General features: G+C 52.4%; 11 protein-coding genes. 6 read left to right on the forward strand and 5 right to left on the reverse strand.

Annotated features, from left to right (window positions below; translation table 11 throughout):
• From IEV98_RS22960 to IEV98_RS22970, 3 genes are all read left to right on the forward strand, one after another.
• Positions 1-310 (forward strand): type IX secretion system membrane protein PorP/SprF (locus tag IEV98_RS22960; RefSeq protein WP_188508406.1); only part of this gene is annotated, 310 nt, incomplete at its 5' end.
• 162 nt (positions 311-472) lie between these two features.
• Complete coding sequence (locus IEV98_RS22965) at positions 473-1099, forward strand: response regulator transcription factor (RefSeq protein WP_188508407.1); 627 nt, start codon at positions 473-475, stop codon at positions 1097-1099.
• Between the two features lie 30 nt (positions 1100-1129).
• Positions 1130-3940: a carboxypeptidase-like regulatory domain-containing protein gene (locus IEV98_RS22970; protein ID WP_188508408.1), complete on the forward strand. Its 2811-nt coding sequence runs from the start codon at positions 1130-1132 to the stop codon at positions 3938-3940.
• On the opposite strand, the gene IEV98_RS22975 is transcribed toward IEV98_RS22970, so the two are convergent.
• The 5 genes from IEV98_RS22975 to IEV98_RS22995 all read right to left on the reverse strand — a co-directional run bounded on the left by IEV98_RS22975 (position 3937) and on the right by IEV98_RS22995 (position 8887).
• Positions 3937-5355 (reverse strand): hypothetical protein, encoded by a 1419-nt coding sequence (locus IEV98_RS22975; RefSeq protein ID WP_229738930.1) that lies wholly within the window; start codon positions 5353-5355, stop codon positions 3937-3939. The genes IEV98_RS22970 and IEV98_RS22975 overlap by 4 nt on opposite strands.
• Positions 5330-6085 carry a fimbrial biogenesis chaperone gene (locus tag IEV98_RS22980; protein WP_188508410.1) on the reverse strand — a complete coding sequence of 252 codons (756 nt, stop codon included), beginning with the start codon at positions 6083-6085 and terminating at the stop codon, positions 5330-5332. Before IEV98_RS22980 ends, IEV98_RS22975 begins: the two co-directional genes overlap by 26 nt.
• 53 nt (positions 6086-6138) lie before the next feature.
• On the reverse strand, positions 6139-6678 hold the full coding sequence (locus IEV98_RS22985) for a hypothetical protein (RefSeq protein ID WP_188508411.1): 540 nt from the start codon (positions 6676-6678) through the stop codon (positions 6139-6141).
• Between the two features lie 154 nt (positions 6679-6832).
• On the reverse strand, positions 6833-7369 hold the full coding sequence (locus IEV98_RS22990; RefSeq protein WP_188508412.1) for a DUF421 domain-containing protein: 537 nt from the start codon (positions 7367-7369) through the stop codon (positions 6833-6835).
• 204 nt (positions 7370-7573) lie between these two features.
• Positions 7574-8887, reverse strand: a complete 1314-nt coding sequence (locus IEV98_RS22995; RefSeq protein ID WP_188508413.1) for a DUF389 domain-containing protein — start codon at positions 8885-8887, stop codon at positions 7574-7576.
• A gap of 133 nt (positions 8888-9020) precedes the next feature.
• On the opposite strand from IEV98_RS22995, the gene IEV98_RS23000 reads away from it, so the two are divergent.
• From IEV98_RS23000 to proB, 3 genes are all read left to right on the forward strand, one after another.
• On the forward strand, positions 9021-10649 hold the full coding sequence (locus IEV98_RS23000; RefSeq protein WP_188508414.1) for an alanine/glycine:cation symporter family protein: 1629 nt from the start codon (positions 9021-9023) through the stop codon (positions 10647-10649).
• Positions 10650-10878: 229 nt separating this feature from the next.
• Complete coding sequence (gene proC, locus IEV98_RS23005; RefSeq protein ID WP_188508415.1) at positions 10879-11709, forward strand: pyrroline-5-carboxylate reductase; 831 nt, start codon at positions 10879-10881, stop codon at positions 11707-11709.
• Positions 11702-12499, forward strand: coding sequence for a glutamate 5-kinase (gene proB / locus IEV98_RS23010; RefSeq protein ID WP_188508416.1), 798 nt, complete (start codon positions 11702-11704; stop codon positions 12497-12499). The genes proC and proB overlap by 8 nt, the downstream gene beginning before the upstream one ends.
• The last annotated feature ends 14 nt before the right edge of the window (positions 12500-12513 follow it).

The raw sequence follows: 12513 nt of genomic DNA on the forward strand, positions 1-12513 counted from the left end.
GGGTGCGCTGTTCGACATGGGCGCGGACTTCCAGTTCCGGCCGAGCGTGCTGGTGACGTACGCGGAGAGCCTGCGGCCGCAGGCGGAGGCCTCGGCGCTGGTGTTCATCAAGCGGACGTTCGGCATCGGTGCGAACGTGCGGAGCTACGGGGAGTTTGCGGGGATGGCGCAGTTCCACTTCGGGGGCTTCGGCCTGGGCTACAGCTACCAGTTCAACCCGGGCAATGAGCCGCTGAACCGGCGCATCGGCAATACCACCCACGAGATCGGCCTGCAATACCGGTTTGGAGGGGCCGTAGGTTTACTTTAAGCGAGGTGTAGACACCGCCACGTGTGGCAACGCCTCTTGCTCGCATATATTAAGCCATCCACATCGGGTGGCTTTTTTTGTGCCCATTAACTTCCTTTTTTCCAAACCATAGCAAAGACCTTTTGTTAACCTATTACTACCCAGCATGTTTAATACTTACCTATGATAAACATCGGAATCATTGACCCTGATTACGCTTCGCGGAAATGCATCCGCACCCTACTTACGAAGCAAAATCAATATGAAATTGTGATCGCATTCGAGGTTGACCGCATCACGTTGCCGCTTCGGATTGATATCAGCTATCCGCCACACCTGATTCTCGTCGACTTTAAGGGACATCCACCACGGATTATCCGAAAGATCAAAGAACAGTTTCCGCATGCGAATATGTTAGTTTTGAGCGACAATCTCCAAATGGATGTGGTGCAGGAAGCTATCCGCAATGGGGCCCTTAGTTACCTGTGCAAGGCTACGTGCTTGCCGAACCTTCTTCTAGCGGTTTTGACCGCAAAGGACGGTGGCTCCGTGCTGAGTCCACCGATTTCGAAACATGTTTTAGGTCGGATATTCCGGGCAAACTTGGATGAAGAGCTCCTTACGGCACGTGAGCTACAGATTGCAAGGGGAATCGCCGCAGGCCTAAGCTACCAGGGCGTGGCAAGTGAGTGCCAAATCGCCCTCGATACCGTGAGGGCTTATGTGAAGCGGATCTATCGTAAACTGAATATAAACAGCAAAGGCGAACTCATTGTTAGGTTCCGCTGGTCGGTCCAGGCCGGTGGTTGATGGCAAATCAGCGAAACAAATGGCCATGGTATGGTAGGAGCTATTTCTCGTTTTTGGATTCCCCTGTTTGCGCTCACCTTACTCATCTGCCCAACCAGCATGTATGGGCAAGTTGGTTATGGCGTGACATACCGATTTGAATCCGATACGGTAGCGGTGAAAGCGGGCGAAACCTTCAGCAACCGTCTATGGATTCACAACCATACCAACGCCACGGTCGCTTTGGCGTCCAACGGCGGTGATTCGGTATCGGCCCTGATCGGACTTCCGTCGACCTTAACAATCGATGCAGGCGATCGCCGATCCTTTCCGGTGAAATATTTCGCAGATGCGCGCACGTTCCGGTCGCACATGCAACGGTTCCCGGTGGCCTTACGCGCCGCCGAGCCACATGTTACCGTGCAGCCGCAAGCTGCCTTCTATGGGAAGCTTGAGGACGAAGGAACACTTCGGCTGGACACCGAACAGCCGATCTATTATTTCGATCAGGGCGCTGACCAACTGCAGCTTATGCTCATATGCGCTAATACCGGCATTGTGCCGGTTCAGTTTCGGCTTCAAATCACGGATCTTCCTGCCGGATTTGAATTGATTGGTGAAAAGCTGACCATCTCGCTACCGCCGCGAGGGGTGCGCCAAATACCGTTTACGATCCGTAAACAGCGTAATGGTAGGCAACGTCTGGATTTTCGCCTCACCATTCGGGGCGTTGACGATGCGGGCAATATACTGGCGGCAATCAGCACACAGGTACAGACGCTAAGTAGCGTCGGTAACTTCATGAACACAGCACCTTTCGGTGCGGTGCCGAACAATGCGGCGTCGCTTCGCCTGCTCAACATCAACGGATTCCATACGATATACCAACTCCATTCAAACGGCAAGCTGCCTGTACACGATGGGCGCGAGTTGCAATACCAAGTGAACCTCGACTACTACAAGCAGTTGCAGGGATTTAATCTGTATGACACCTACATCGATTACACCACCAACCGGATCGGGGTGAAATTAGGCAACATTTATGAAAATATAGATTATCCAATGAGCGGGCGAGGCGGAAAGATCAGCTATTTTCCAGGCGAGGGAAAGGAGCTGAGCGTATATGCGTTGCAGAATAATTACATGTTGGCCAGTCAGGTATACCAAGGCATACCCGGTGAAAATATCCTTGCGGCAAACTACACGTTCAACCGCGATGAATTGCCCGCCAGGGTGACTTATCTGTATAGCCGCCATGGTTACCATGCATTAGAAAGCCAGCAGTTCAGCGCACAGCTGCCCATTCGCCTAGAGACCGATCAACGCTTGGTATTCGAGGCGGGTTATAGCCGCGAACGGTTTGATGATGCCGCGCATGCGGAAGATGCCGCAGCTTTTGGCATGGACTACGTCTACTCAGGAGAGGGGATTGATGTTACTTCAAGTCATTACATCAGCACTCCCTATTACACGGGAATGCGGCGCGGCATCTTGCAAAGCGACACCCGCGTAGCCCGGACGGACGGCGACCGGCAGCTCGCTGCCCGAGTGAGCCTGTTGGATAATCAACCCAAATTTCAAGGGCGTTGGTACGATGGCTTTACCCCGTTTCGAAACAGTCTTTTTATCGGCGAGCTTGGGTACGGTAAGCGTATAGGAGGTTGGCACGTCGAAATCAAGCCCTATTTTTTGGGTCAGCAACTGTCGGGTATCCGGTTGCCGCAGCATGCAGACCAGGGAAGCAGATGGACATCCGCTTCCCTTCGCTCGCAGGTGAACGTGAACTATACTACACCTATTCACAGCGTTTATGTGCAGGCGGACTACGGCTATACGTACAGAAATACGGTTGCGATACCTGCTAGGGCGTTTCACTCGGTACGGATGAGTTGGAACTACACATCACCGGTTGTCGGCGTTATTGGTTTTATGCAAGTCAATCCGTATTACTTGAGCGACGTGTACTCCATTGTGCCCGGAGCATCTTATACATTGGTTTCCATTGGCCCTAACAAACGGTTCACCGTGTTCAATGGAAAATTGACCGGACAGCTAAGCGCTACGTACAACTACTACGGATTTTCGCGCAACCACACCTATGCTGCCACCGGCAATTTGCGGTGGAATTTCGGTAACCATTGGGCGCTTGCTGCCGATGGCTTTTATACGCTTTCCCACCTCCGGGCCGCCGGTGCCTCGCCCGGCAGGGGAGCCCCAAGCGCATTCTACGATACAAGGCAACTGCGGGTGGGCATTGAAAAGCAGTTTGCCGGAATGAGCGGCCGGCGCGAGCGGCGGCTAAGGTTGTTTTACTACGAAGACCTGAACAGCAACGGGGTGCACGACGCCAATGAGGCGCCGGTACCAGGTGTGCGGGTAACCATTGCAGACAAGTCCGTTTACACCGACAAGGATGGCAAGGCCGAGTTTCGGCGGATGCCACAGGATGGTTACCGCATAGATCATGTCGTGGCAGCTGGCGGGCGCTACGCAGCACCGGTAACTATTATGCTGGATAAAAACATGGCCCTTGAGATACCATTGATGAAGATGGAGACCGTGAAAGGCCAATTGATCGCTGTGGGCCAGCGCTATGCCACGACTGCACCAAACCTGTCGGGGATTCGCATCCAGGCTGTCAACGGCGAGGGCAAGCAATATGAGGCGCTAACGGATGCAAGTGGCCATTACATGCTGTTCCTTCCCCATGGAACGTATCAGTTGTCTGTTGCCTCGGATGAGCTACCGCTTGCTATCGAGAATAATCGACAGCAGCTGGATATTACGGCGCAACAGGTGCCGTATACCGTCGACTTCAGGTATCGCGATGAGCGCAAGCGTGTGCATATACGTCGTTTTTAAAGTGCGGTGAAGCTATAAATCACTTCTGCCGTATACACACCGGGTGGCTGGCCAAGTAATTGGGATACCGCTGCCGCCGGAATACTGTAACGTAATCCGATAGGCCGGTCGATAACGGGATCGGCGCTGGTCACCAGGCGTTGCGATGTGGTAGAAAGCGTGATTGTGCCCACGCCGGTCTGCGCGGCCGTTGGACCAATCCGCAATACCCCGACCGGAAACTCTCCGGACGTGGACGTGAAATTCGAGCCGGTGGCGCGCACGTAGATGTCGTAAGGTGTCGTTTTGCTCACCCGAAGGTGATTCGCCATTTCAACCGCCACTCCCTGCCGGTAGTCAGCGGCGGCCGTGAAAGCCAGTGATACCTGCTGCTGGTTGGCGGCCAGCTCGCTCATATCGCTTACTACGACCTGCAGCGTGCTCGTGCGCGGTACCGTGATGGGCGTATTTGTCGGATAGGCCGACGGCAATTTACTCCATGTAAAGGTAATGGGGACGGTATACGTTCCGGCTTGCACGAAGCCCGTTCGGAGGTTGGTCTGCGAAATGGAAAAGGCTGCGGTTAGCGTTTGGTTATTGGCAGTTGGAACAGCGATACCCCCGGCGGGCGACAGCGACTGATCGGTACTGGACAACGGAATCGTTCCGGCCGACGGAATATTCGGCAATGTGCCGTTTACCAAATTCACACCGGTGGTGGGCAGCTGATTATAGGCTGTACCCGTGGAAAAGCTGAATTGAGCGGTGCCTGCCCGCAACTGGAGCTGATACGGCACGGTGGTAGAGACAGCAATGGCCGTATTCGCAACGACACCTGTTGCCGCTCGGAACATCGCTAATGTATTGATGGGAATGCTCACGACCGGCAGGGTGGCCTGCGGGGCAATAAACGCCGGCACTGATAACACCAAGGTTGGCGTAGTAGGCGTGAGCTGATTGGGGCTCAAGGCCCCCGTCCTGAATTGGATCGGCGTGCTGAAGATGCCGGCATTCCAGGTGTGGCTGCTGGTTACAACCCGGTAGTCGGCCGTCACCGCGCCACCACCGAGATTGGCAAGTGCCGTGTATAGTGTGCCATAGGTCGTACTGAGCGTTACCTCGTTGCCTAACCCCACCAACGAGAGCGAACCGATGCTACGCAGCCTGATGCGTACGGCATTCAAAGGCACCGTTGCGCTGGTCCCTACCGTACTGGAGAACGCCGCTGTGTTTGCCCGTACTGAAAACGTAGGGAGCAGCGTTACGATGCTCGAGTAGGTGCCACTGGCAAGCGTGGCCGTGAAATCGGTACGGGCGCTGATGTTGGCCTGAGGCAAGTTGATGGTGATTTGTGCGGTGACGATCTGCACGCCCAATAGCCAACAAAGCAAGCAACCGCAGCGGCGAAGCTTAATATGTGAGTTCTTTTTCTGCAACTTTCAAGTCGTAACTGCTCCCGGCATCTAGTATCGCAACGGCCAGGTAGCGTCCATCCAGGCCAGCATCCGCATCGATGTATACCCACTGCTCAGCGCCCGGCAGCATTGCGATCGGAACGGTGGATACCGGCAATTCTTCGCCCGTAGTCATGTCGGTGAGCTCAAAACGCAGGTGGGCGTCCTGATTCAGTTCCCCGCTATTCTTGATTTTAACGCCCAATCGTCTCACCGGCCCGCTCGCCGCTGTCGTAATGCCGAAATCTTCAAAAGCAATGAAGTTTAGCTCGCCTACGGCCAATGCACCGGGATCGTGGTAGGCTTGCACGCCCAATTCAAGCAATACATTCACCCCGAGTTGCGGGGTCTCCGATATGGTGGATTGCCGGGCCTTCGTTTGTGTGAAAAAAACCATGCTGTTGGTCAGCCGTTTCGGCACGCCCTCGGGCACCGTCATCGTGAGCATCACCTCTTGTGTAGCACCCGGCTGTAAGGTCACTGTGCTCGTGGAAAGCGTGATCCAATTACTGTTTGAATGCTCCAGCGTCGCGGCCGGAAAATAAACTTTTCTGCCCAAACTGTCGCGTTGCCAGTCTTTGATGGAAGCACGGAGTGTAAAGGGCATGTTGGACGTGTTGGAAAATGTGAGTGCCTGTACGACCGTTTCGCCGGGAGCTCCTTCAAAGAACACGCGGGAAGGACTGACAGCGATGCCTTGCGCCTTTGCCAAAGGTGCGAGTAATATCAACCCGAGAACCAATGCTAATAGATCGACCCGGCGTCTCAAAGCTGTGTGGCTGTATAAACAACGGTTGTGGAATACACCTGTGGGAATTTGTCCAGCAATGGCGTTGCATCCGGGATGGTATAATTGATGTTGTATAGCGTAGCTGTAGTCGCCGGTGCATCGGTAGCCAGGATGGTCGCGTCGCTGGCCGCCGTGGTAAGCGGCACGATCTCGGTGGTCCCGGCGCCTGTGGTGGAAGGATCGACCGCTACCTGCACCACCTCGAGCGGAATGGGATCATCATTTGCCGCATTTACCGTAAACTCGCCCTGGGCAACTACAGAAATTTCATAGTCCTGATTGCTTACCACCGTAAAATGGCCAGGTTTGTTTACCACCTGGGGCGTAGTGTAATCTTCAGGCGAGTCGTATACAAAGGTCACATTGGGATCTGCGCCGAGCGTGATGGAAATTACGGGTGCCGTCAGATCGATCGAAACGGTGACGGGGGCCGTAGAAACCTGCGCAAAAACGTGATTGACTGCCGATGTGGCAATGAGCGCAGAAATGCCAACTAATAAAATGAGCTTCTTCATAGGATGTTACAGATATGTTAGACCATTGCTTGCATGTCATTGCAAGCGTTGCAATGAGATAACACTTGCAGCTAGGTGGCTTGTCACATACTCATGTTATAAATTCATTTGATGCCATTTATCTGGATTAGTGAACGACTGCGGAAATGCGATGTTAATAATTGTCGCCCCGGGTTGGCTGGACCAAATAAATGGACGTTTGCGGATCGCTGGTATTCCCTTCCTTCACGACGGAAAACTGCCCGTTTGGCTCCATGACAACCGCTTTAACTTCGGATAAATGCGCAATACCCTGGCTGCGGATGACCGATCGCACTTCTTCCTCCAGCAAACGCTCCTTTTTCATCGACTCTGGCAGGAACTGACCGTTGTAGAACAGGAGGGATGGAGAAGAGCTGCTCAGTTGCTGAAATTTCTTTGATTTTAGCGACAACCGCGCCACGAGCATCTGAAGCAGTACCAATACAAGAATGGCCAATACGCCTTCAATCAGGGCAATGGTTTTATCCAGTATCACGGCAGACAATGCAGAACCCAGGGCTACCGAAACGATAAAGTCAAACTCCTTCATCTGTGAAAGCGTGCGCTTCCCGGAAATCCGGAGGATGGCAATCATGATCACATATGCGAACACGCCGATAATCAGTATCCGTAGCAGTGCTTGCCAGTTGTTGAATAGTATATTTTCCATACGCAGGACGATTATATGCCACGAAACAAGCCGTAACTTTTTTTATATACTAACGGAATAAGGCGTTGTAGGTTTGAACTAGTCGCTTTTAAACACAAAACAGGCCATCGCGAGCGGCATTGCCAAGGATGTGCTGACGGAAATTATCGAGGACGGCTTAATTTTTCAGCGAATTTTGGTATATCCCTTGATTAGTACCGGTTTTTATTCGACATAGACTTTGACAGAATCGGTGTTGAGCCGCGATCGGAACCATCCTGCCAGCTTTTCCTGATCGGCAAGCGTCTTGCTACGGTTGGATGAGGCCAAGAACAGCGCTAAATACCGATCGGCTTTTAACGAATCATCATAAATCACCTGTTCGGCAGCCCCACAGGCGGTTATTTCCGGATATAACGGCCTAAGTTCCTGCAGCAACTGCATGCCGAGTTGCTTGCGTTGGGCGGCGCTGTCTTGCACCTGTAGGGTGCGGGCTAGCTCAGCACGCAACCTATTGATCTCAGCCTGCTGCGTATTGATAGCCAACAGATTTTCATTGGCGTCTTCATGGTCGAGCGAGAAGCCTTGTTGGATACTGATTTCGCTAGTCGGGAGGTCGTAGTGCCTCGCTTTGGCAATCACCTCCGCTTTGACATTGTCCGGAATCAATCGACCCCCATAGATTAAGCGAATGGTGCGCTTCGCTGGGTCTACCTCAGTTTTCAACAGGTAGTCACCATCGATGTGTGTTTCATTGCGAATGTAAGCAGCGGCGTTTCTTGCAAATCGCTCTTGCTGAACCAAGATATAACCAAAATAGATACTCGGAAGAATGGTAATCGTGGCGATGATGCTGACCCACCTGTTTGCGGTCTTTTTCATGTTTTCATCAACGCCCTGCCAGATCGGATATTTCAGGAAGCGGACTATGAGAAGCGTAGCCACCGCAATAAATACCGAATTGATCGTAAACAGGTAAAAGGCACCAAAAAAATAGTTCCACGTGCCCGTGGCAAGCCCATAACCCGCTGTGCATAATGGTGGCATGAGCGCAGTGGCGATAGCCACCCCGGGGATGACGTTCCCTTTCTGTTTGCTCGAAAGTGCGATAATTCCCGCTAAACCACCAGCCAACGCAATAATTACATCGTATATATTCGGTTGAGTGCGGGCCAACAGTTCGGAGTGGGCTTCCCCAAGCGGCGTTACCGAAAAGTATACCGTTGATGCTACCAAGCCGGAGGCTACGGCAAACCCGAAATTGACCAAGGATTTGCGGAACAACGTGAAATCATAGGTGGCCAAACTATACCCTATTCCCAAAATAGGCCCCATAAGCGGTGAAATCAACATGGCGCCGATGATTACCGCTGTGGAGTTAACATTTAGGCCTACGCATGCGATCAGGATGGCAAAAATCAGGATCCAAAGGTTGGTGCCTTTGAAAAATATGCCCTTTTCTACCGTGTCGTGGATAACATCGTACGCCTCTTGTTCAGACCGGATGTTAAATTTCGCCGTGAGTTTTCGCAAGTCCATGAAACGAAAATAGGATAATTCTGATAATGTAGGCAAATGATTTTTAGGTTTTGGGCGAAATGTTTTTATAACCGGTCAGTTCTTTTTATTTTGCGGCCGAACTATCATTTCTTTAGGAAAATCCCAAATTTTTATGTTTTTATTTGGAAAGACTAAGTCTGTATCATTATTTTTTCTCGCTTTGCTCCCTGGCTTACTGCTGCCAAGCCCCGTTTGGGCCATCGGCATTGATAAGCAGATCGACGAATGGTTCACACCGGTTGCTGACTGGTGGGAACAGGTCGTCTTCTTTACCATCCCCTTCACCGATGATATTGCCATTCCTTTCGTACTGATTTTATTGGTATCGGGCGGTGTTTTTTTTACAGCCTATTTCAGGCTGGTTAATATCCGAAAGATACCGGTCGCCCTGCGTACCATACGTGGTAAGTACAATGCGATAGAACAACGGCCTGCTGCCGACGGAACGCCGGCTGCCGGCGAATTGACACATTTCCAAGCGTTGACCGCCGCGCTCTCCGGCACGGTCGGGCTGGGTAATATCGCCGGGGTTTCCGTGGCTATTGCCATCGGTGGTCCGGGAGCTACCTTTTGGATGATCGTTTCTGGCCTGTTGGGTATGACCACGAAATTCGTGGAGTGTACCCTCGGGGTGAAATACCGCGACGTGGGTGAAGATGGCCAGACTTATGGCGGCCCGATGTATTACCTCACCAAGGGTTTCAAGGAGTTGGGCGCAGGCCGCCTGGGGAAGGTTTTGGCGGTGATATTTGCGCTTATGTGCGTGGGCGCATCATTTGGTGGTGGGAATGCGTTGCAGTCCAATCAGGCGATTGCACAGCTTACCTCTACGATGGGTATTGAGGGCAGCTTTGTGAAAACCCTGCTTGGCGTTGTTTTGGCCCTGCTGGTCGGTGTCGTCATCATCGGGGGCATAAAGCGTATCGGCCAGATTACGGAAAAGCTGGTGCCTTTCATGGGGATAATCTATCTGCTGGGTAGCCTTGCCGTGGTGGCGGCGCACTACGAATACGTCGGCGATGCATTTGGTTTGATTATCGGGCAGGCATTTTCGCCCGTTGCTGGCCTTGGCGGATTAGTAGGGGTTTTGATCACCGGATTCCGGCGGGCCAGCTTTTCTAACGAAGCAGGAATCGGCTCCGCGGCGATCGCACACTCGGCCGTAAAGACGCAATACCCGGCAAGTGAGGGGCTGGTGGGCCTGCTGGAGCCCTTTGTCGATACCGTGGTGGTTTGTACATTGACGGCATTGACCATCATTTTCTTCAACAGTGAAGGCATTTTTACATATGGTGTGCAAGATCAATGGGGAAACGTACTGATTGGCCAGGAGCAAGAAGCCGTGGGCGGTGTTGAGCTGACCAGCAGGGCGTTTGAAAGCGTTATTCCCCATTTTTCGGTGGTGCTTACTGTTGCGGTCTTTCTATTTGCATTCTCGACGATGCTCTCTTGGTCGTATTACGGCATCCAATCCTGGAAATTCCTGTTCGGCCGGTCGAAGTGGGCGGATATGTCGTATAAAATCTTGTTCTTGGCGTTTGTTGTTATCGGAGCAGCCGCCACCCTGGATTCCGTAATCAAGTTTTCGGATGCGATGATTTTGGCCATGGCGTTTCCGAACATGATCGGTTTGTTTCTCCTGGCGCCAAAGGTAAGAGGCGAGCTGAGGCGCTACTTGAATGCGATCCGTGTGCCGAAGCAGAAAGCGGCGGCACAGGCAGGCGACGATTTGAACGGGTGACAAGTTTGCAGCAAACCCGTCGTTGACAGGCGCGACTGACATATTTGCGGTTTCTCTTTCCGGAGTTCCAATTGAAGGGAGATAGCCGTGTTTACTGCATTCAGACATACCCAAGAATACGACTCAGATTTCCAGTTAAACTAACAATCTGTCAACGATTGGCATACCTGCATGAAGGTTGTGGCAATTAGGGCGAACATTAATTTTTTTAAGCTAAAAAAAAGAAAAAATGAACGTACTTGTAATTGGCGGAGGTAACATGGGAATGACGTATGCAGCGGCGATTGCCACGTCCAATTTTTTAACCGATGGAAGTTTGATGATTTTTGATAAAAGCGAAGAAAAGCTCAATGAGTTGCGCAGCAAGGGGCTTTTCGATGTGCATGATCAGCTCGCTACCTGTCTGCCCAAAGCCGATGTGGTGCTGATTGCCGTGAAGCCGGTGCATGCGCCGGGCCTGATGGCGGAGATGAAGCCCATGGTTTCGGATGAGCAGCTGTTTGTATCGATCATGGCCGGGGTAACCATAAAAACGATCAGAAAGGGGCTTGGCGTGGGAAAAGTGGTGCGTGCCATGCCCAACTTGCCGGCATTGGTGGGGTTAGGGATGACTTCCTTTACCGCGTCGGAGCAGGTGTCGCGGCTGGAACTCGCAGCCATCGAACGGCTGCTGGATACCACTGGGCGCTCCATTATGCTGCCTTCCGAATCCAAGATCGATGCCTCTACGGGAATATCAGGCAGTGGGCCAGCGTATATTTTTTATTTTATGCAAGCCTTGATGGACGCAGCAACCAAAATGGGCTTCCTGGAAGCTGATGCACGCCTACTGGTCAGTCAGACATTCGCCGGGGCTGTGGAGCTGTTCAATTCATCGGCCTTGAGTCCAGAAGACTGGATGGCCAAGGTGGCCTCCAAAGGTGGTACCACCCGTGCCGCACTGGATTCGATGGACGGCAACAACGTCAATGCACTCATTCAAGAGGCGGCTTATGCCGCTTTCCGCCGTGCAGAAGAACTGGGGAAGCAGAGCGAAGGTAAGGAGGTGTCGCATGCTTAAACAGGCGTTGAAAGGCAAACCCGTACAGCGCATTGTCATCAAAGTCGGCACCCACGTGATTACCAATAAAGATAATCGCATCGTGGGTAAAATCCTGGCGAAGCTTGTGGAACAGATTGTCTACCTTTATGAACAAGGAATAAGCTCGGTACTGGTTTCGTCTGGTTCGGTCATCGCCGGCAAGGAGGTAATGAGCCGCGGATTGAAAGCTTCGGATCCAATTACCCGCCGGCAAGTATTCTCGGCCATCGGGCAGCCGCGCATGATGCGGCACTACTACAACTTGTTTCAGGATCACGGCATGCGCTGTGCTCAGGTATTGGCTACGAAGCGCGATTTCGACCTCGGTAAACACCGCGACAACATGGTGAACTGCTATGAGGGGCTGTTGGCCGAGGGCGTTATCCCCATCGCCAATGAAGATGATGCGGTGTCGTTATCGATGTCGACCTTTACCGATAACGACGAACTCGCCAGCCTGGTGGCCGAGCTGGTCAATGCCGACCTACTCATTCTGCTGACGGATATCGACGGCCTGTACGACGGCCATCCGGAAGATCCAAACAGCCAATTGATCCCACACTTCACGGTCGATGACCCGGTGGAACAATACATCCGAAAGACCGACAAGGGAGAAGCGGAGGGCCGCGGGGGCATGGAGTCTAAACTCCGGGTGGCCAAACAAGCCGCTAGACGCAATATCCCGACGTTTATCGCGAACGGAAAAAAGGACAACATCATTACCGATATCGTATTTGGTGTGCCAACGGGTACACTGATTACCCTTTAAAACAGCAAGTAGTT

Source organism: Parapedobacter pyrenivorans, from assembly GCF_014636865.1.
GTDB classification, from domain to species: domain Bacteria; phylum Bacteroidota; class Bacteroidia; order Sphingobacteriales; family Sphingobacteriaceae; genus Parapedobacter; species Parapedobacter pyrenivorans.

Bases quoted from the DNA above. Each gene is read 5' to 3' on its own strand.
- IEV98_RS22965 (WP_188508407.1), top strand. From the start codon at position 473: ATGATAAACATCGGAATCATTGACCCTGATTACGCTTCGCGGAAATGC.
- IEV98_RS22970 (WP_188508408.1), top strand. From the start codon at position 1,130: ATGGTAGGAGCTATTTCTCGTTTTTGGATTCCCCTGTTTGCGCTCACC.
- IEV98_RS22985 (WP_188508411.1), bottom strand. From the start codon at position 6,678: ATGAAGAAGCTCATTTTATTAGTTGGCATTTCTGCGCTCATTGCCACA.
- IEV98_RS22990 (WP_188508412.1), bottom strand. From the start codon at position 7,369: ATGGAAAATATACTATTCAACAACTGGCAAGCACTGCTACGGATACTG.
- IEV98_RS22995 (WP_188508413.1), bottom strand. From the start codon at position 8,887: ATGGACTTGCGAAAACTCACGGCGAAATTTAACATCCGGTCTGAACAA.
- IEV98_RS23000 (WP_188508414.1), top strand. From the start codon at position 9,021: ATGTTTTTATTTGGAAAGACTAAGTCTGTATCATTATTTTTTCTCGCT.
- proC (WP_188508415.1), top strand. From the start codon at position 10,879: ATGAACGTACTTGTAATTGGCGGAGGTAACATGGGAATGACGTATGCA.
- proB (WP_188508416.1), top strand. From the start codon at position 11,702: ATGCTTAAACAGGCGTTGAAAGGCAAACCCGTACAGCGCATTGTCATC.